The sequence below is a fragment of the Pseudomonas sp. JV414 genome (assembly GCF_032424305.1).
Classification (GTDB): Bacteria; Pseudomonadota; Gammaproteobacteria; order Pseudomonadales; family Pseudomonadaceae; genus Aquipseudomonas; species Aquipseudomonas lini.
In genome coordinates this window covers 610,632-630,193 of sequence record NZ_VYKC01000002.1, presented here as the reverse complement: position 1 = coordinate 630,193, position 19,562 = coordinate 610,632, and the positions used below count along the sequence as shown (strand labels likewise).

The 19,562-nt window shown below is 61.0% G+C and carries 13 protein-coding genes and 2 riboswitches; of the genes, 7 read left to right on the top strand and 6 right to left on the bottom strand.

Annotated features, from left to right (window positions below):
- Positions 1–107 precede the first annotated feature (107 nt).
- Positions 108–3,818, bottom strand: a complete 3,711-nt coding sequence (gene metH / locus F6R97_RS03765; protein ID WP_048392721.1) for a methionine synthase — start codon at positions 3,816–3,818, stop codon at positions 108–110.
- 155 nt (positions 3,819–3,973) lie between these two features.
- Between metH and F6R97_RS03760 the strand changes: the two genes are divergently transcribed.
- Together F6R97_RS03760 and nfuA are read left to right on the top strand one after the other, a co-directional pair.
- A complete protein-coding gene (locus F6R97_RS03760) occupies positions 3,974–6,259 on the top strand; it encodes a fatty acid cis/trans isomerase (RefSeq protein ID WP_315866029.1) in 2,286 nt (761 codons plus the stop codon).
- Positions 6,260–6,484: 225 nt separating this feature from the next.
- Positions 6,485–7,069, top strand: coding sequence for a Fe-S biogenesis protein NfuA (gene nfuA / locus F6R97_RS03755; protein WP_008011019.1), 585 nt, complete (start codon positions 6,485–6,487; stop codon positions 7,067–7,069).
- Between the two features lie 201 nt (positions 7,070–7,270).
- Here nfuA and cobM read toward each other — a convergent pair whose 3' ends face one another.
- The 4 genes from cobM to F6R97_RS03735 form a co-directional block, all read right to left on the bottom strand.
- Positions 7,271–8,017 (bottom strand): precorrin-4 C(11)-methyltransferase, encoded by a 747-nt coding sequence (gene cobM, locus F6R97_RS03750; protein WP_315866028.1) that lies wholly within the window; start codon positions 8,015–8,017, stop codon positions 7,271–7,273.
- An 82-nt stretch (positions 8,018–8,099) separates the two neighbouring features.
- Entirely contained in the window at positions 8,100–8,513 is a 414-nt protein-coding gene (locus tag F6R97_RS03745; protein ID WP_007898224.1) for a cobalamin biosynthesis protein, read from the bottom strand.
- The gene (locus F6R97_RS03740) at positions 8,510–9,217 is read right to left on the bottom strand and encodes a CbtA family protein (protein ID WP_038982946.1); all 708 of its coding nucleotides are present in this window, start codon (positions 9,215–9,217) and stop codon (positions 8,510–8,512) included. Before F6R97_RS03740 ends, F6R97_RS03745 begins: the two co-directional genes overlap by 4 nt.
- A gap of 11 nt (positions 9,218–9,228) precedes the next feature.
- Positions 9,229–9,435, bottom strand: coding sequence for a CbtB domain-containing protein (locus tag F6R97_RS03735; protein ID WP_038982947.1), 207 nt, complete (start codon positions 9,433–9,435; stop codon positions 9,229–9,231).
- A 120-nt stretch (positions 9,436–9,555) separates the two neighbouring features.
- Positions 9,556–9,783, bottom strand: a riboswitch (cobalamin riboswitch).
- Positions 9,784–9,979: 196 nt separating this feature from the next.
- Positions 9,980–10,196, top strand: a riboswitch (cobalamin riboswitch).
- A 97-nt stretch (positions 10,197–10,293) separates the two neighbouring features.
- Between F6R97_RS03735 and cobW the strand changes: the two genes are divergently transcribed.
- The 5 genes from cobW to F6R97_RS03710 all read left to right on the top strand — a co-directional run bounded on the left by cobW (position 10,294) and on the right by F6R97_RS03710 (position 18,833).
- Entirely contained in the window at positions 10,294–11,367 is a 1,074-nt protein-coding gene (gene cobW, locus F6R97_RS03730; RefSeq protein WP_038982949.1) for a cobalamin biosynthesis protein CobW, read from the top strand.
- A gap of 3 nt (positions 11,368–11,370) precedes the next feature.
- Entirely contained in the window at positions 11,371–15,237 is a 3,867-nt protein-coding gene (cobN, locus tag F6R97_RS03725; protein WP_038982950.1) for a cobaltochelatase subunit CobN, read from the top strand.
- 154 nt (positions 15,238–15,391) lie between these two features.
- Positions 15,392–16,396, top strand: a complete 1,005-nt coding sequence (locus F6R97_RS03720) for an ATP-binding protein (RefSeq protein ID WP_048392731.1) — start codon at positions 15,392–15,394, stop codon at positions 16,394–16,396.
- A gap of 119 nt (positions 16,397–16,515) precedes the next feature.
- On the top strand, positions 16,516–17,052 hold the full coding sequence (locus F6R97_RS03715) for a vWA domain-containing protein (protein WP_315866027.1): 537 nt from the start codon (positions 16,516–16,518) through the stop codon (positions 17,050–17,052).
- 134 nt (positions 17,053–17,186) lie between these two features.
- Positions 17,187–18,833, top strand: a complete 1,647-nt coding sequence (locus F6R97_RS03710) for a phospholipase D-like domain-containing protein (protein ID WP_048392736.1) — start codon at positions 17,187–17,189, stop codon at positions 18,831–18,833.
- Positions 18,834–19,009: 176 nt separating this feature from the next.
- Here the strand turns inward: F6R97_RS03710 and F6R97_RS03705 are convergent, their stop codons facing one another.
- Positions 19,010–19,447, bottom strand: a complete 438-nt coding sequence (locus tag F6R97_RS03705; protein ID WP_038982955.1) for a thioredoxin family protein — start codon at positions 19,445–19,447, stop codon at positions 19,010–19,012.
- Positions 19,448–19,562 lie beyond the last annotated feature (115 nt).

The following is a 19,562-nucleotide window of genomic DNA, read 5'->3' as shown; positions in this document are numbered from 1 at the left end:
GAAACCTGTGGGAGCGTGGCTTGCCCGCGATGGACGCGCCGCGGTCTCACAGGGAAACCGCATCATCGTTCATCGCGGGCAAGCCACGCTCCCACAGGAGGTGGGGGTTAGTTGTCGTAACCCAGATTAGGCGCCAACCAACGCTCGGTCACGCTCAATTCCTGACCTTTGCGCGAGGTGTAACTCTGCACCTGATCCTTGTCGATCTTGCCCACGGCGAAGTACTGCGCCTGTGGGTGAGCGAAGTACCAGCCGCTGACCGCTGCCGCCGGGAACATGGCGTAGTGTTCGGTGAGGAACACGCCGCTGCGGCCGGCCTTGAGCTCTTCCGCTTCCGGGTCCAGCAGTTTGAACAGCGTGGCTTTCTCGGTGTGATCCGGGCACGCCGGGTAGCCCGGAGCAGGGCGGATGCCGGTGTATTGCTCTTTGATCAGCGCCTCGTTGTCCAGCGTCTCGTCCTTGGCGTAGCCCCAGTAGTCTTTACGCACCTGTTGGTGCAGCCACTCGGCACAGGCCTCGGCCAAGCGGTCGGCCAAGGCCTTGACCATGATCGAGTTGTAGTCGTCGCCCGCATCCTGATAGGCCTTGGCCACTTCTTCGGCGCCGATCCCGGCGGTGGTGATGAAGCCTCCCACGTAGTCGGTCACGCCGCTGTCTTTGGGCGCAACGAAGTCGGCCAGGGAGAAGTTCGGTTTGCCGTCGGTCTTGATGATCTGCTGGCGCAAGTGATGCAGCTTGGCCAATGGCTTGCCGTCATCGCCGTAGACTTCGATGTCATCGTCGCGCACCTGATTGGCCGGCCAGAAGCCGAACACCGCACGGGCGCTGATGAGTTTTTCGTCGATCAGCTTGGCGAGCATTTCCTGGGCATCGGCGTACAGCGCGGTGGCGGCTTCACCGACCACTTCGTCCTTGAGGATGCGCGGGAACTTACCGGCCAAGTCCCAAGAGATGAAAAACGGCGTCCAGTCGATGTATTCGGCCAGCACCTTCAGGTCGATGTTGTCCAGCACCTTGGCGCCGGTGAACGTCGGTTTGACCGGTTCATAGCTGGCCCAGTCGAACTGCGGTTTCTTGGCGATGGCCACCGGGTAGCTCAGGCGTTCGGTACGGGCACTGCGATTGGCAGTGCGCTCGCGAACGTCGATGTATTCCAGGCGAGTCTTCTCGACGAAACCGGCCTTCAGTTCCTTGGACAGCAACTGCGTCGCCACGCCCACGGCGCGGGAGGCGTCGGTGACGTAGATCACCGCGTCGTTGCTGTACTTGGGCTCGATCTTCACCGCCGTGTGCGCCTTGGACGTGGTCGCGCCACCGATCATCAACGGCAGATGGAAGTCCTGACGCTGCATCTCGCGGGCCACGTGAACCATTTCGTCCAGCGAAGGCGTGATCAAACCGGACAGGCCGATGATGTCGCATTTCTGCTCTTTGGCGACCTGCAGGATCTTCTCCGCCGGCACCATCACGCCGAGGTCGACGATGTCATAGCCGTTGCAGCCCAGCACCACGCCGACGATGTTCTTGCCGATGTCATGCACGTCACCCTTGACCGTGGCCATGAGGATTTTGCCCTTGGCTTCCGGTTTGTCGCCTTTTTCCAGCTCGATGAACGGGATCAAGTGGGCCACGGCCTGTTTCATCACGCGGGCGGATTTCACCACCTGCGGCAGGAACATTTTGCCGGCGCCGAACAGGTCGCCGACGATGTTCATGCCGGACATCAGCGGGCCTTCGATCACTTCGATCGGGCGAGCAAAGGACAGGCGCGACTCTTCGGTGTCTTCCACGATGTGGGTGGTGATGCCCTTGACCAGCGCATGTTCGAGACGCTTGTTGACGTCCCAGTTGCGCCACTCTTCGGTCTCGGCTTCCTTGACGCTGCCGTCGCCCTTGTACTTGTCGGCGATGGCGAGGAGGGCGTCGGTGCCTTCCGGGGTGCGGTTGAGGATCACATCTTCGACGGCGTCGCGCAGTTCCGCCGGAATCTGGTCGTAGATCTCCAGTTGGCCGGCGTTGACGATACCCATGGTCAGGCCGTTGCGGATCGCATACAGCAGGAACACCGAGTGAATCGCCTCACGCACCGGATTGTTGCCACGGAACGAGAACGATACGTTCGACACGCCGCCGGAGGTGAGGGCGTACGGCAGTTCGTCGCGGATGTAGGCACAGGCGTTGATGAAGTCCACAGCGTAGTTGTTGTGTTCTTCGATGCCGGTGGCCACGGCGAAGATGTTCGGGTCGAAGATGATGTCTTCCGGCGGGAAGCCGACTTCGTTGACCAGAATGTCGTAGGAGCGTTTGCAGATTTCTTTCTTGCGCGCTTCGGTGTCGGCCTGGCCGGCTTCGTCGAAGGCCATCACCACCACTGCGGCGCCGTAGCGCTTGCACAGTTTGGCGTGATGAATGAACTGCTCGACGCCTTCTTTCATGCTGATCGAGTTGACGATGCCCTTGCCCTGGATGCACTTGAGGCCGGCTTCGATCACTTCCCACTTGGAGGAGTCGATCATGATCGGCACGCGGGAGATGTCCGGTTCACCGGCAATCAGATTGAGGAAGGTCACCATGGCCTTCTTCGAATCGAGCATCCCTTCGTCCATGTTGATGTCGATCACCTGGGCGCCGGCTTCGACCTGCTGCAGGGCGACTTCCAGGGCTTCGGTGTAGTTGTCGTCACGGATCAGCCGTGCGAATTTGGCGGAACCGGTGATGTTGGTGCGCTCGCCGACGTTGACGAACAAGGAGCTACGATCAATGGTGAACGGTTCCAGGCCCGACAGGCGACAGGCCTTGGGAATGTCCGGAATTTCGCGTGGCGCATAACCGGCCACCGCTTTGGCGATGGCTTCGATGTGGCCCGGTGTGGTGCCGCAGCAGCCGCCGACGATGTTCAGGAAGCCGCTTTGGGCGAATTCTTCGATGACCTTGGCGGTTTCCGATGGCAGTTCGTCGTACTCGCCGAATTCGTTCGGCAGGCCGGCGTTCGGGTGCGCCGACACGTAGGTGCTGGCCTTGTTCGACAGTTCTTCCAGGTACGGGCGCAGTTCACTGGCGCCCAGGGCGCAGTTCAGACCGACGGAAATCGGCTTGGCGTGGGCCACGGAGTTCCAGAACGCTTCGGTGGTCTGGCCGGAGAGGGTGCGGCCGGAGGCGTCGGTGATGGTGCCGGAAATCATGATCGGCAACTCGACACCCAACTCTTCGTAAACACCCTGCACGGCGAAGATCGCAGCCTTGGCGTTGAGGGTGTCGAAGATGGTTTCGATCAGGATCAGGTCGGCGCCGCCTTCGATCAGGCCTTTGGTGGCCTCGGTGTAGTTTTCCACCAGTTCATCGAAGGTCACGTTGCGGTAGCCGGGGTTGTTCACGTCAGGCGACAGCGAGCAGGTGCGGCTGGTAGGGCCGAGCACGCCGGCGACGAAACGCGGCTTGTCCGGGGTTTCCAGGGTCTTGGCGTCCGCCACCTTACGCGCCAGGCGTGCGCCTTCTACGTTGAGTTCGTACGCCAGGCCCTGCATGCCGTAGTCGGCCTGGGACACTTGGGTGGCGTTGAAGGTGTTGGTTTCCAGAATGTCGGCGCCGGCATCCAGGTAGGCTTTTTCAATAGCACCGATCACGTCCGGGCGCGTCAGCACCAACAGGTCGTTGTTGCCTTTTACATCGCTCGGCCAGTCGGCGAAGCGTTTGCCACGGTAGTCCTGCTCCTCGAGCTTGTAGCTCTGGATCATCGTACCCATGCCGCCATCGAGAATCAGGATGCGCTCTTTGAGGGCGTGCTTGAGAGCTTGAAGGCGAACGCTGCGATCGGACATTTGGACTACTCGGTAAGGCCATGACGAAGGGGCGGGATAATAACAAACCTGTGCGCTTTTGGAGCATGTGCGGGTTTTGCATGAATATCGTTCATGTTGGTGCGCGGGCCAGACCGGTAGAATCGCGGCGTTTTCTCATGATCAGGACCAGGGATATGTCGTATCGCGTCGTCACCAGCCTATTGATGCTGTTTTTAAGCGGGGGCGCCGCTGCACAAGGTCCGGATATTTCCTACGTCCGCGACATTCAACCGATCTTCACCGAAAAGTGCGTGGCCTGCCATGCCTGCTACGACTCCGCCTGTCAGCTCAATCTGGGCAGTGGCGAAGGGGCGGCCCGAGGCGCGACCAAAGCGCCTGTCTATGATGGCGAACGCCGTCAGGCCGCAGCACCGACCCGGCTGTTTTATGACGCCTTTGGCAAACGTGCCTGGCAGCAAAAGGGCTTTTATTCGGTGCTTGACGCCCAAGGCAGCCAAGCAGCGCTGATGGCGCGGATGCTCGAACTGGGCCACAAAACCCCGTTGCAACCCAACGCCAAGTTGCCGGAAGACATCGTCCTGGGCCTGAACCGGGAGAACATGTGCGCCATGCCGGCGGAGTTCGACGGCTACGCCAGCTCCCACCCGAAAGAAGGCATGCCGTTGGCGGTCACCGGCCTGACCGATCAGCAATACCAGACGTTGCAACGCTGGCTGGCCTCCGGCGCGCCAATCGATGAACAGGGCCTGGTACCCAGCGCCAAGGAAGCCTTGCAGGTGGTGCAGTGGGAAAACCTGCTCAACGCGCCGGGTGCCCGGGAGAGCCTGGTCGGGCGCTGGTTGTTCGAGCACTGGTTCCTGGCGCACCTCTATTTCAAGGACGGCGAGCCGGAGCATTTCTTTCAGTGGGTGCGTTCGCGCACGCCAACGGGGCAGCCGATCGACCTGATTAACACTCGCCGTCCGAATGACGATCCGGGCACTCAGGTCTATTACCGTCTATGGCCGGTGCAAGGCGTGATCGTGCACAAGACCCACATCACCTATCCGCTCAGCGCGGCGAAGATGGCGCGGATCAAAAGCCTGTTTTACAGCGGCAATTGGCAGGTCAACGCGCTGCCAGGTTATGGGCCGGAACGACGGGCCAATCCGTTCACGACCTTTGAGGCCATCCCGGCTCAGGCGCGTTACCAGTTCATGCTCGATAACGCCGAGTACTTCGTGCGCACCTTTATTCGTGGCCCGGTCTGCCGCGGCCAGATCGCCACCGACGTGATCCGCGATAACTTCTGGGCGCTGTTCCAGGCGCCGGAGCATGACCTCTACATCACCGACCCGAACTATCGCGGCCAGGCCACGCCGTTGCTGGCGATGCCGGGGCAGAACGATGACGTCGGCAGTGTCCTGAGCCTGTGGCATGACTACCGCAACAAACGCAACGAATATGAAGCCCTGCGGCGGGACAGCTACGCCGATCTGCCGGCACCGAGCTGGTCGACCCTGTGGGCCGGCAATGACAACGCTTTGCTGAGTATTTTCCGGCATTTCGACAGCGCCTCGGTGAACAAAGGCCTGATCGGTGACGTCCCGCAAACTATTTGGCTGTTCGATTACCCGTTGCTGGAACGCACGTATTACCAGTTGGCGGTCAACTTCGATGTGTTCGGCAACGTTTCCCATCAAGCCCAGACCCGGTTGTACTTCGACCTGATTCGCAACGGTGCCGAGCAGAACTTCCTGCGTCTGATGCCGGCCGACTCACGGGACGGCTACCTCGACGATTGGTACCAGAACGGCGGCAAGTTCAAGATGTGGCTGGATTATGAGTACATCGATAACGACAAGCCAACGGCGCTGACGCTGGACGAAAAGGACCCGAAACGCGATTTCACCCAGCAATTGTTGGCCCGGTATGGCGAACTCAACGCCAAACCCGATCCGATCAACCGCTGCGATGGCGCTTATTGCTCGCGGCCGAACATCGATCTGGCGTTGCAGAACGCCGAACAGGCCTTGAGCCGCCTGACTTCACGCCCGGCCGCCGGTTTGAAAGTCATCGATCTGTTGCCGGAAGCGACGATGTTGCGCATCGAGACCCAAAGCGGCAAACGCGAGGTCTACAGCCTGCTGCGCAATCGGGCCCACAGCAACGTGGCGTTCCTGCTCGGTGAGTCGTTGCGCTATCAGCCAGGGCTCGACACGTTGACGATTTATCCGGGTGTACTCAGCAGCTACCCGAACTTCGTGTTCAACATCCCGGCCGGGCAAGTGCCCACGTTCGTCGACGCGATGGAGAATGCCAAAGACGCCGCCAGTTTCGAGAAAATCGTCGAACGCTGGGGTATTCGTCGCAGTCATCCGCAGTTCTGGCAGTATTTCCATGATCTGAGCCGCTACATCCACGACACCGACCCGGTGGAAGAGGGCGTGCTGGACATGAATCGCTACGAAAACCTCTGAAACACCGTTTATCCCCTGTAGGAGCGAAGCTTGCTCGCGAAAGCGGTCTGACATTCAGCGTAGATGTCGACTGTCAGACCGCTTTCGCGAGCAAGCTTCGCTCCTACAGGGATTCGGCGGTGATCAGGTGTTCAACGACAGGTGCATCTTTCCCGACAAAAATACTAGGACTTTGTCCGGCGCGATGATTGGCGTAAACTGCGTCCAAGCCTGCGAGGAGTTTCCATGACCGCTATTACCATTACCGACGCCGCCCACGATTACCTGGCTGATCTGCTCTCCAAGCAGAACACCCCGGGTATCGGCATCCGCGTCTTTATCACCCAGCCTGGCACCCAGTACGCCGAAACCTGCATTGCCTATTGCAAGCCGGGCGAAGAAAAACCTGAAGACACGGCGCTTGGGCTGAAAAGCTTCACCGCGTACATCGACCACTTCAGCGAAGCATTTCTGGACGATGCGGTAGTCGACTATGCCACCGACCGTATGGGCGGCCAACTGACCATCAAGGCGCCAAACGCCAAAGTACCGATGGTCAACGCTGACAGCCCGGTCAACGAGCGCATCAACTACTACCTGCAAACCGAAATCAACCCGGGGCTGGCCAGCCACGGCGGTCAGGTCAGCCTGATCGATGTGGTCGAAGACGGCATTGCGGTGCTGAAATTCGGCGGCGGTTGTCAGGGCTGCGGCCAGGCAGACGTCACCCTGCGCGAAGGCATCGAGCGCACCTTGCTCGAGCGTATTCCTGAGCTCAAGGGCGTTCGTGACGTGACCGACCACACGCAGAAAGAAAACGCCTACTACTAAGGTGTTCGCTGCAGAAACGAAAAAACGGCACCCGTGAGTGCCGTTTTTTTATGGGCGATCGATAACCTGTGGCGAGGGGGCTTGCCCCCGTTGGGTCGCGAAGCGGCCCTCTACATTTTTCAGATACACCGAGTTGTCCGGTTTTACGACTGCTGCGCAGCCGAACGGGGGCAAGCCCCCTCGCCACAGGGTGTGGTTGGCTCAAGGGCGGTATAGATGCGCATGCCCCGCGCGATACAGCGACGATTCACTGAAGTGATCGCTACCCAACACCCGGCCCACCAGAATCAGCGCCGTGCGGCGAAATCCCTTGGCTTCAACCTTCCCGGCAATATCCGCCAGCGTTCCCACCACCCAATCCTGATCCGGCCAGGTCGCCCGATGAATCACCGCGATCGGGCAATCGGCGCCGTAGTGCGGCAGCAATTCGACGAGGATCTTCTCCAGATGATTGACCCCCAAGTGGATCGCCATGGTCGCCCCATGCTGCGCCAGACTACCGAGCTCTTCACCGGCCGGCATCGCTGTCTTGTCGGCGTAGCGGGTCAGAATCACGCTCTGTGACACGTCCGGCAAGGTCAGTTCAGCGCCCAAAAGGGCCGCGCAGGCGGCGGTGGCGGTGACACCGGGAATGATTTCGAAAGGGATGTCGAGTTCCCGCAGGTAGCGAATCTGCTCGCCAATCGCCCCATACAGACTCGGATCGCCGGAATGCACCCGGGCCACGTCCTGGCCGTTGGCATGGGCGGTCTTGATCAGCTCGATGATCTGTTCCAGGTGCAATTCGGCGCTGTTGACCACCTGTTCGGCCCGGTGGCCCTCCAGCACGGCGGCGGGTACCAGGGAGCCGGCATAGATAATGACCGGGCAGCTACGAATCAGCCGCTGGCCTTTGACGGTGATCAGTTCCGGGTCGCCGGGGCCTGCGCCAATGAAGTAGACGGTCATCGTCGTTTCCTGTCAGAAAAAGGGTATGGGCACGCTTCAGATGAAGATTGCTCATGATCGAAGGCGGGGATTATCGGGGATTTTACGCGGCGCTGGCCAATGCCAGGGTGGCCTGGGCGTATTTTTGTCGTGGAATCAGCAACTTTGCCGGTGCCTGAGCCAATTGTTCGGCCAGTGCCAGTGCGGCACTTTCCGCTACGCCGTAACAGCCGGTGCGTTCGAACGCGATGTCCGAGTGGTGGCTGAGTTGTGGTTCATAACCGGCCAATTGTTCGCTGCTGAAGTACATCAGCGGCAATGCCAGCTGTTCGGCCAGTTCGATCAGGGCGGGCTCTTCGCGCTTGAGATCGATACTGGCCAAGGCCTTGATCTCACGAAGCTCGATTTGATGGGCCTGTAACGCCTGATCAAGCAGCGCCCGCAGCGTGCTGACGGGGCAGCCGCGCTGGCAGCCCAGGCCGACCACCAAGGTCGGCGCTGCGCTGACGTCAGTCATGCGGAGTATTGGCCATCGCTTTTGCGGCGGAACAACCAGGCGCTGATCAGGCCCAGGGCCAGCCAGAACGCCATGTTGGTCAGCTGCGAAGCGATTTTGAACTGCGCTTCCAAGGCTTGCGGCGCCAGCATCGAATGCACTTCCGGTTGTGGCGCGCCGATCACATGAGGCACAGCCAGAATCGCCACGCCGAGGATCTTCATCAGCCAGTGACGGCTGAACACGATCAGTGCGATGCCGACAGCGGTGGATGCTGCAGTGCCGATCCACCAGATCTGTCGTTGCGCCAGATCCGCCGCGGCAGTGCCCGGCAGCTCAGGTGGCAGGCCGAGAGTTGGCGCCAGCACGAATGTCGCATAACCGGCCAGACCCCAGAGCAGGCCCTGAGAGGTACGGCGTGGAGCGCGCAAGGTGTAGAGGCCCGCGAGCATCAAAGCGAAACCGACTGCTACCACCAGATTGCCGCCGGTGGTCGACAGCACGCGCTGCCAGCCGTCTTCCGGCTCCCAGGCTTCGGCATCGTGGGTGTGAGCGGTGACAGCACCCGCGGCGTGCTCGTGGATTTCGACAGCGGCCGGCTCGGATTTTTCGTAGGTCTCGGCCTGCAAAATCAGCGGGGCCACCCAGAAACTTTGCAGCAGGGTCAGCAGCAGGGCGGCCAGCAGCCCGCTGAAACCTGCGGTTTGCGCAATACGCTTGATCATGTCAGCAGGTCTCAATGGCACGGAAAGGCGGAGCTGTGACGGGTGTCGTGCGCGGCGTTGTGCACCGCTTCGATGTGCGAGAAACCGGCGAAATACACAAGACTGGCGCCAAGGATCGACGCACAAAAAGCGGCGGTCAGGCGTTGGCTCAGGGTAGTGGTGGTGCTGATGGTGCTCTTTTTATCGGTGTTGCTGCCGGTGCTGCTGATGATCGACATGGCGCTTCCCTCTGGTCTGTCAGCGGGTGAATAGAGCGCATGAAAACCTCCGCACGCCGGGGCACGCAGAGATTTCGAACAGCGCCCGCCCACCGCGGGTTTGTTATTCAGTGAACGTAAAAGTCACTTTGTGTTGCGGGCCGGTCTCCGGGCTCGCGAGGGGCAGGGCTTGCGCCGACACCTGCAAGCATCACCTTCCCATGCCGTATGACAGGCACAGTGGATCTGACGCTTCACTCGCTTACCGTTGCGGGGGCAGCACCGGACTGACATGGCTTTGAGTAAAGCACATGATTCACCGGTTTCCCGTTTCACCCTGTGAAGGGCACCCGTAACAAGGCGTGTAGGAGAGCATGGGCGGGGGTTGGGCGTCAATTGGCATGGGTTCTCAACTCGGAACCCAGTCGCCTGCATCGCGGGCAAGCCACGCTCCCACATTGAACCGAGTTCTTCCATGGGAATGCGGTCAAAAGTGGGAGCGGGCTTGCTCGCGAAGGGAGCGCCGCAGATGTCATGTGGACATTGACCCGCCCCCACACGATGCGTAGCCTTGCGCTTTCGAGGTTCTTCGGCGTTTGCCGAAGCTAAGAAGGGAACGCGGTCGATGCCGCGGCTGCCCCCGCAACTGTGAACGGTGATGTTCGCTGCCACGCCACTGCAAGCCCTGATCCCTCAGGTTCGCGGGAAGGCGCAGCGAATGCCAGGCCAATAAGGCCGGCACACCGTCAGCCAGGAGACCTGCCTCGAAACGAATTCTCACTACAACCGGGCGGGGTGATCCGGTGGCGAAATCTTCCGCGCGCATTTGCAGCAGCGGTCGTCGTCCCGTATGCCCGCCACCTTGCCAAAGGGCATCCGATGAAAACACTGGCCAAACTCCCCGTCACCATCGTTACCGGCTTCCTCGGCTCGGGCAAAACCACTTTGCTGCGCCACATGCTCGACAACGCTCAGGGTCGTCGCATCGCGGTGATCGTCAACGAGTTCGGCGAGCTGGGCATCGACGGCGAAATCCTCAAGCAGTGCTCGATCGGTTGCACCGAAGAAGAAGCCAACGGTCGCGTCTACGAACTGGCCAACGGCTGCCTGTGCTGCACGGTTCAGGAAGAGTTCTTCCCGGTGATGCGCGAACTGGTCGCTCGTCGCGGCGACCTCGACCACATCCTCATCGAAACCTCGGGCCTGGCCCTGCCAAAGCCTTTGGTTCAAGCCTTCCAATGGCCAGAAATCCGTAGCGCCTGCACGGTTGACGCGGTGATCACCGTGGTCGACAGCCCGGCCGTTGCAGCTGGCACCTTCGCTGCGTTCCCGGATCAAGTGGATGCCCAGCGCAAACTCGACCCGAACCTGGACCACGAATCGCCGCTGCACGAGCTGTTTGCCGACCAACTGGCCAGCGCCGATCTGGTGATCCTCAACAAGGCCGACCTGATCAGCGCTGAAGACCTGGCCCGTGTGCGCCTGGAAGTCGCCGAAGAACTGCCGCCGGCGGTGAAAGTCATCGAAGCCAGCAGCGGTCGTCTGCCACTGGACGTGCTGATCGGCCTCGGTGCCGGTTCCGAAGAACACATCGACAGCCGCCACAGCCATCACGATCATCACCATGAGGGTGAAGACGGCCATCACGATGAGCATGACCACGACGCGTTCGATTCCATCTCGATCGAGCTGCCGCAAGCCGACGAAAGCCTGCTGATGGATGCGCTGACTCAATTGGTGGTCCAGCACGGCATCCTTCGGGTCAAAGGTTTTGCAGCAGTGCCGAACAAGCCGATGCGCCTGCTGATCCAGGGCGTGGGCACGCGCTTCGACAAGCACTTCGACCGTCAGTGGGGCGCTGAAGAAGCGCGCACCACCCGTCTGGTGTTAATCGGTCAGGACCTGGATGCCGCTGCGCTCGAAGCGCAATTGCGCGCTGCGCTCAGCGTTTAAACCATGCACCTGCTCAGGACCCAGCCCGGCGGTTTCGTGTCGGATGACAACATTGCCGACCTTGGACAAACCCCCGCCGAGCTGGTGATCCTGTGCAGCGGCGATTCCAGCCTGGCGTTGCTCGCCGAAGCGGCGCAGCAGTTGCCCGACGATTACCCGAGCGTGCGCCTGGCCAACCCGATGCAGGTGCAGAATCACGCCTCGGTCGATCTCTACGTCGACGAAGTGCTGCGCCACGCCAAGGTGATTCTGATCTCGCTGCACGGTGGCATCGCCTATTGGCGTTATGGCATCGAGCGTCTGGTGGAATTGTCCGAGCGCGGCGTGCAACTGATTCTGGTGCCGGGGGACGATCGTCCGGACCCGGAACTCAGTGACCTGAGCACCGTAACTCCGCAAGACCGCGACCGGCTCTGGTACTTCCTGCGTCAGGGCGGCATGGCCAATGCGCTCGACCTGTTTCGCTGCCTGGCCAATCGCTGGTTGGACCGTGATTACGCCTGGTCCGAGCCGCAAACCCTGCCACGCACCGCGATTTACCACCCGCAAAAAAGCCCCGCAGAACTGAAGGATTGGCAAGCCGACTGGCAAGCTGATCAGCCGGTGGCGGCAGTGCTGTTTTACCGCTCGCATTTGCAGGCGGCGAACACTGGTTTCATCGATATTTTCTGCCAGCGTTTGCAGGCGGCGGGGTTGAACCCGTTGCCGATTGCGCTGGCCAGTCTGAAAGAGCCCGGCTGCCTGACGGTGGTTGAGGACTTGCTGGATGAAGTCGAGGCGGGGGTGATTCTCAACACCACTGGTTTCGCCCAGTCCAGCCCCGAAGCACCCCATTTGCGGCCGTTTCGCCGCAATATTCCGGTGATCCAGGCGATCTGCGCCCAGGACAATGAACCCGGTTGGCGCGCCAGCGAACAGGGCCTCGGCCCACGGGATCTGGCGATGCACATCGCGCTGCCAGAACTGGACGGGCGGATCATCAGCCGGCCGATCAGTTTCAAGGACCTGGCCTGGCGCAGTGAGCGCAGTCAGTCCGACGTGGTCTGCTACCGGCCGCAACCTGAGCGCATGGATTTTGTCGCTGAACTGGCACGGCGCTGGATCGATCTGGCGCGGGTGCCCAATGGCGAAAAACGCATTGCCCTGATCCTCGCCAACTACCCGACTCGCGACGGGCGCATCGGCAATGGCGTTGGCCTGGATACCCCGGCCGCTGCGTTGAATATCCTGCGGGCCTTGCATGCCGAAGGTTATCCATTGCCAGCTGAACTGCCGGACAGCGGCACCGCGCTGATCCAGCAATTGCTCGGCGGCGTCAGCAACGACCTCGACACCCTCGACCAGCGCCCCTGCCATCAAAGCCTCGCGCTGGACGACTACAACCTGATGTTCAACGCGCTGCCCGAGGCCAATCACCAAGCCGTGCTGGAACGTTGGGGTTCGCCCGAAAACGATCCAATGTTCCGTGGCGGACGAATGATGATTGCCGGTCTGCGCTTCGGCCTGACTTTCGTTGGCATTCAGCCGGCCCGGGGTTACCAGGTCGATCCAAGTGCTGTCTATCACGACCCGGACCTGGTGCCGCCTCACGGCTATCTGGCGTTCTACTTCTGGTTGCGCAACACCTACGGCGCTCACGGCGTGATCCACGTCGGCAAGCACGGCAACCTCGAATGGCTGCCGGGCAAGGGCGTCGGGCTGTCGGAAAACTGCTGGCCGGACGCATTGCTCGGGCCGCTGCCGAACATCTATCCGTTTATCGTCAACGATCCGGGCGAGGGTGCCCAAGCCAAGCGTCGCACCCAAGCGGTGATTATCGATCACCTGATGCCGCCGCTGACCCGCGCTGAAACCTACGGTCCGCTGCGTAATCTCGAATTGTTGGCCGACGAATATTACGAAGCGCAATTGCTCGATCCGCGCCGCGCCCGGGAGCTGCAACGCGACATTCTGCAACTGGTGCGCGACACGCACATCGACCGCGAACTGCAGCTCGACGAGAAGCTCGACAGCGATGCCGATGCGGCGATCTGGTTGCCGCGCCTGGACACGTACCTGTGCGACTTGAAGGAGTCGCAGATCCGCGATGGCCTGCACGTGTTTGGCGAATCGCCGGTCGGTCGGTTGCGCATCGACACCTTGTTGGCTTTGCTGCGTATTCCTCGCGGCGATGGCCGTGGGGCGCAATCGAGCTTGCTGCGGGCATTGGCCAAGGCGTTTGAATTGGGCTTCGATCCGCTGGATTGTGCGTTGGCCGAGCCTTGGGTCGGGCTGCGTCCCGTGGAACTGCAATCGCTTAACGATGAACCCTGGCGCACCGCCGGGGATACCCGTGAACGCCTGGAGCTGTTCGCCACTCAACTGATTTCGCACACATTGAACCAGCCTCAAGCCCAACCCGGCCCCTGTGGGAGCGGGCTTGCTCGCGAAAGCGGAGTGTCAGTCGACATTGATTTGCCTGACACACCACTTTCGCGAGCAAGCCCGCTCCCACAGGAGGCAGGTTGGTCGGATGTGAGCGCGATCATTGACAGCCTGCGCAACGTTGTCGCGCCACGTCTGGACGCCTGCGGTCAAGCAGAAATGCGCGGCCTGCTCGACGCCCTCAACGGTCGATTCGTCCCTGCCGGCCCTAGCGGTGCACCGAGTCGCGGACGGCTGGACGTGCTGCCCACCGGGCGCAATTTCTATTCGGTGGACGTGCGCAACCTGCCAACCACCACCGCATGGCGCATCGGCTTCCAATCCGCGAACCTGATTCTTGAGCGGCACTTGCAGGACCACGGCGATCACCTGCGTCAGCTCGGCCTGTCGGTCTGGGGCACCGCGACCATGCGCACCGGCGGCGACGACATCGCCCAGGCCATGGCGCTGATGGGCGTGCGGCCGGTGTGGGCGACTGGCAGCCAGCGTGTCGATGACTTCGAGATTCTGCCGTTGAGCTTGCTGGACCGCCCACGGGTGGACGTGACTTTGCGCGTCTCCGGATTTTTCCGCGATGCCTTTGCCAACCTGATCCGGCTGTTCGATGCCGCCGTGCAAGCGGTCGCCGCGCTGGATGAACCGGACGATCTCAACCCGTTGGCGGCCAAGGTCCGCGCCGAGCGGCAAGCGCTGCTGGAATCCGGTCTGGATGAAGACGCGGCGCGACGGCAGGCCGGCTGGCGCATCTTCGGGGCCAAGCCGGGTGCTTACGGAGCGGGCGTGCAAGGCGCTATCGACGGTCGTTTGTGGCAAAGCCGCGAAGATTTGGCCGAGGTTTACCTGAACTGGGGTGGCTACGCTTACGGTGGCTCTGACGAAGGCACCGCCGCACGCCAACAATTCGCCCAGCGTCTGAGCCAGGTGCAGGCAGTGCTGCAAAACCAGGATAACCGCGAACACGACTTGCTCGATTCCAACGACTATTACCAGTTCCAGGGTGGCATGCTGGCGGCCGTCGAAAGCCTCAGCGGTGAAGCGGCGGCCAGTTACCACGGCGATCACAGTCAGCCGGATTTGCCGAAGATCCGCACTTTGAAGGAAGAGCTTAACCGGGTGATTCGTTCCCGGGCGGCCAATCCGAAATGGATCGACGGGGTCAAGCGTCACGGCTATAAAGGCGCGTTCGAACTGGCGGCGACAGTCGATAACCTGTTTGCGTTCGACGCCACCACGCAGTTGATCGACGACCACCAATATGCGTTGCTGGCGGACGCCTATTTGCTTGATCCAGCGACTCGGGAGTTTGTCCGCGAACACAATCCCCATGCCTTGCGCGACATGACCGAGCGCATGCTCGAAGCGCAGCAGCGGGGGATGTGGAAAGAACCGGGCGAGTACCGCGAGGCGCTGGAGAATTTGTTGCTGGACATCGAAGAAGACGGGTAACTCTGTGGCACCGCTAACCTGTGGGAGCGTGGCTTGCCCGCGAAGAGGTCCTAACAATCAACATTGATTTCGACTGAGCGGGCGCCTTCGCGGGCAAGCCACGCTCCCACAGGTACAAGGTGTGCCTGCCACCGACCATAACTGAGATTTGAAAATGACCGACACCCCCCATTTCCCGCTCTCCGCCGTGGTCGGCGCCGATGACTTGAAGCTCGCGCTGTACCTGACCGCCATCGATCCAAAAATCGGCGGCGTGCTGATCGAGGGCCCGCGCGGTATGGCCAAATCGACCCTGGCCCGAGGCTTGGCGGACCTGTTGGCCAGCGGTCAATTCGTCACCTTGCCCCTGGGTGCCACCGAAGAACGATTGGTGGGCACCCTCGATCTCGACGCGGCCCTGAGCGAGGGGCGCGCACAGTTTTCCCCCGGCGTACTGGCCAAAGCCGACGGCGGCGTGTTGTATGTCGATGAAGTCAATCTGCTGCCCGATCACCTCGTGGACTTGCTGCTCGACGTGGCCGCCAGCGGCACCAACCTGATCGAGCGCGACGGGATTTCCCATCGGCATTCGGCGAAGTTTGTGCTGATCGGCACCATGAACCCGGAAGAGGGCGAACTGCGCCCGCAATTGCTCGACCGCTTTGGCCTGAACGTTGCCCTCAGTGGCCACACCCCACCCGCCGGGCGCGGTCAGATCATCCGTCGTCGACTGGATTTCGACAGCGACCCGCAAGGGTTCTGCGCCGAGTGGGAAAGCCAGCAACACGCACTGCGCGAGCGTTGCCAAAAGGCGCGCTCGGCACTGGCGAATATTCCCCTCGACGATGCCGCGCTGGTGCAGATTACCGAGCGTTGTTTCGCTGCCAGCGTCGATGGCCTGCGGGCCGATCTGGTCTGGCTACGTGCAGCTCGGGCTCATGCGGCCTGGCGCGGAGCGAATGCCATTGGCGAAGAAGATATCGACGCGGTCGCCGAGTTTGCCTTGCGCCATCGCCGTCGCGAACATTCACCACCGGCGCCGCAACAATCACCCGCACAGCCGGCTTCCAATCAGAATCCCAACCCAAGCGAAAGTCAGGGCCAGTGGGGCGAAATGCCTGCCCAGGCGCTGCCGGTCGGCGCACGACGTGAAGTGCCGAGCTGGCCAAAAAAGCCCTAGGCATTCGCCCTCGATCAGACGCGGGGGCGAATGCCAGACCCCGCGCAGGACGGCTGGATCACGGCAGACAGGGCAAGCGTCACGCAGCCCGTAGCGGATCGATCAATTGGCCCGGCACCTTGCTCAATGGCCGACCGCGTCAACGCGACGATGTGCTGTTTCACCTGCGCACCCGCAGTCCTCATGAATTATGGCTGGTAATCGTCGACGCTTCGGCCTCGACCCGACGTCATCAGGCATTGAGCGATGCCAAGGGCTTGCTGGCGCAACTGTTCGACGATGCCTATCGACAGCGTGTGCGCCTGGCTTTGCTGACCGCCAGCGGCCATGCGCCGAAGTGGCAGGTGCAAGGGTTGAAAGCCTCCGCTGGCTTGCGCGACTGGCTTGACGGGCTCGGTGCCGGCGGCGGAACGCCGATGCTGGCGGCGCTGGGTGAGGCGGGGCGTTGGTTAGCAGCACGGCAAAAGCGTTTTCCGGCTGAACAGCAAAGGCTGTTGCTGGTGACGGATGGGCGGGTGAAGGAATGGTCAACGTTGTCGGCGCTGGAGTGTCCGGGGTTGCTGATCGACATTGAGCGCGGACCGATTCGCCTCGGACGGGCTAAAGTGTTGGCGGATCAACTGCAAACGCATTACCAGCATATCGATGATTTGTAGCCGAAAAGATCGCAGCCTTCGGCAGCTCCTACAGGACGTGGGTATAGCGGGTGCATCCGCGAATGATGGGTGTGCAACAATCAATGTAGGAGCTGCCGAAGGCGGCGATCTTTTGATCTTCACAGGAGTGACCCATGCGCGTTCTAGCCCGCAACGATCAGGACGATTTTCGCGTCAAAGCCTACGCTGGCACCAACGGCGTGTTGCTGGCGATCGATCTGGCTGAGCACCGTCGCAAAGGTCTGCTGGGGTTCGCCATCGAAAAACAGCAAGGCAGCAAACCCTGGTTGTTTCTGTTCAACAGCCTGACCTTCCCCGGCAAGGCTCATACATTCCCTCAGTTTCGCGCCACCCCCAGCGATACCGCGCCGTTGCAGAAGTTTCGCTGGGCCGACTACGCGGTCAATCCGGGTGTGACGATCCATTATCGGATTCACCTGGCCTACGGCACCGCCGATGCGCCGCAGTTGGGTGAGTTTCTGGAAGTAACGCTCACCACCGACAATGGCCTTCCAGCGGACCAAAACGTCATCTTCAATCGGGCGGTGGCCGCGAGTCAGGCCTTCCAGCGCAAATTCGCCGATGTCGATGCGTTGCTCAGCGCCAACAAAAAACTGCCCATCGAAGCCTGGCCCGACGCGCCGCGACAATGGCTGGAAAACGGTCTGCTCGCACGTTTGTTGGGGTTCATCGAACGGGCCGAGGATGGCCAATGGGCGTTGGACATCGCGATCTACGAATACCAGTTGAAGGTGATCGTCGATGCGGTGAACGCCGCCTTCGAGCGCGGCGTAAAGGTTCGGGTTCTGTACCACGCCCAACCGGACGAAGACACCACAGCACTGAACGAAGCCAGCCTGGAAAAAATCCCGGCGGCGAACAAGCGCGGGCGAGTCACGCACAACATCTTTCACAACAAGTTCATGGTCCTGAGCCGGCTCGACGCGGCGGGGCAGCATCAGCCCGAAGCGGTACTCTGCGGCAGCACCAATTTCACCGCCAACGGCGTTTATCGTCAGGCCAACGTTGTGCATGTGCTGGACGATGCTCGGGTTAGTGCCAGTTATCTGCAAACCTTCGAGCAAGTCTGGGCCACGCCAGCAGACGTCGGCGCCACCCGGGAATGGCTCACGGAAAACAATCCGATGCAGCCGGAGCAGGCGCTGTTCGCCGGCTTTTCACCGCGCTCGGGCCAGGGCGATTTGCGTGAGTTCGTCGAAATCATCGAGTCAGCCAAAAAAGACCTGCTGTTTGTCACGGCGTTTGCCTTGCCGGACGAAATACTCAACGCCTTGCTCGGCCAGCCCCACGACGACATCTTGCGTTACGGCCTGCAAAATACCGCCAGCAGCATCACCGGTTTCCACGCCGACCGCACCGCTCAATTTGCCGCCACCGCGCTGCTCAATACGGGTCTGGAAGGCTGGCTCAAGGAAAACATGAAAGGCCAGAAGGGCAACCTGCTGGTACACACCAAAGCCATCGTCGTCGACTTCACCACCGACACACCGACGATTATCAGCGGCAGCCACAACCTCAGCGCCGCGGCCAGCAACGGCAATGACGAGAACTACCTGATCATCCGTGGCGACACCGACCTGGCCGATCGTTACGGACTGGAACTGCTGCGCTTTTACGAGCATTACCGGTTCCGCTACTTCGCAAAGAAACTGCAACTCAAGCAGGTCCGACCGTTGGCTCCGGATGACAGCTGGACCGATGATTATTACCTCCAAGGCGATCTACGCATGTTGTCGCGGTTGCGCTTTGCCGGACGATAAACAGCCTGACGGGTCGCTGTAGGAGCGAAGCTTGCTCGCGAAAGCAGTGTGTCAGGCGACATCAATGTTGGCTGTGCCGCCGTCTTCGCGGGCAAGCCACGCTCCCACAGGGTTTGCGTGTCACCGGCATCAGGGCCTGCTCGCGATAGCGATTTGTCAGACGACTCAAACATGACTCACAACCGTGCATTCAACAGCCCCCGTGCCCGAGGCGCTGTGCATAAAGTGCTGAAGGTTTTCTGCAACCACGGCAAGTCGTGGCGGGGTTTGCGGGCAATCTGTTTGGGCCTGAGCTTGCCGATGTGCTTTTTGAAGTTTTCTTCCAGGGTTTCCCGGGTTCCAATCCCCTTGAGCTTCTTCAGTAATTTCCCTTCCTTGTAAAACAGCACGGTGGGTGTGCCGGTGACATCCGGATGCCTGGGCGATTCGCCGGTGTTGAGCATGTAGATTTGCGCGTGATGCCGATAGGGCTCTGCAATCTGACGAAAAACCGGCTCGGCCATTTCGCAGGCGGGACAGTGTTGGCTGCCGAAATACAGGATCACCGGGCGCCAGGTTTTCAGCGCCTTGCGGTAGACCGCAGCCATGGTCGTGTGGGTGGTCATCGAGCTCATTGAAATCTCCTTTTCAAAGACAATCGAAGGCCTGTCGACGTTAAAGGAGGCGAGCAGGTGGGGTCTACTGTCAGAAATTACAGGTGGGGCTCCTGCTTCGTTTTGAATCGCTACG

Excerpts from the sequence above, each read along its gene's own strand:
- cobM (WP_315866028.1), bottom strand. The coding sequence starts at position 8,017 with ATGACCGTCTACTTCATTGGCGCAGGCCCCGGCGACCCGGAACTGATC.
- nfuA (WP_008011019.1), top strand. The coding sequence starts at position 6,485 with ATGACCGCTATTACCATTACCGACGCCGCCCACGATTACCTGGCTGAT.
- cobW (WP_038982949.1), top strand. The coding sequence starts at position 10,294 with ATGAAAACACTGGCCAAACTCCCCGTCACCATCGTTACCGGCTTCCTC.
- F6R97_RS03735 (WP_038982947.1), bottom strand. The coding sequence starts at position 9,435 with ATGTCGATCATCAGCAGCACCGGCAGCAACACCGATAAAAAGAGCACC.
- F6R97_RS03740 (WP_038982946.1), bottom strand. The coding sequence starts at position 9,217 with ATGATCAAGCGTATTGCGCAAACCGCAGGTTTCAGCGGGCTGCTGGCC.
- F6R97_RS03720 (WP_048392731.1), top strand. The coding sequence starts at position 15,392 with ATGACCGACACCCCCCATTTCCCGCTCTCCGCCGTGGTCGGCGCCGAT.
- F6R97_RS03710 (WP_048392736.1), top strand. The coding sequence starts at position 17,187 with ATGCGCGTTCTAGCCCGCAACGATCAGGACGATTTTCGCGTCAAAGCC.
- metH (WP_048392721.1), bottom strand. The coding sequence starts at position 3,818 with ATGTCCGATCGCAGCGTTCGCCTTCAAGCTCTCAAGCACGCCCTCAAA.
- F6R97_RS03705 (WP_038982955.1), bottom strand. The coding sequence starts at position 19,447 with ATGAGCTCGATGACCACCCACACGACCATGGCTGCGGTCTACCGCAAG.
- F6R97_RS03760 (WP_315866029.1), top strand. The coding sequence starts at position 3,974 with ATGTCGTATCGCGTCGTCACCAGCCTATTGATGCTGTTTTTAAGCGGG.
- cobN (WP_038982950.1), top strand. The coding sequence starts at position 11,371 with ATGCACCTGCTCAGGACCCAGCCCGGCGGTTTCGTGTCGGATGACAAC.
- F6R97_RS03745 (WP_007898224.1), bottom strand. The coding sequence starts at position 8,513 with ATGACTGACGTCAGCGCAGCGCCGACCTTGGTGGTCGGCCTGGGCTGC.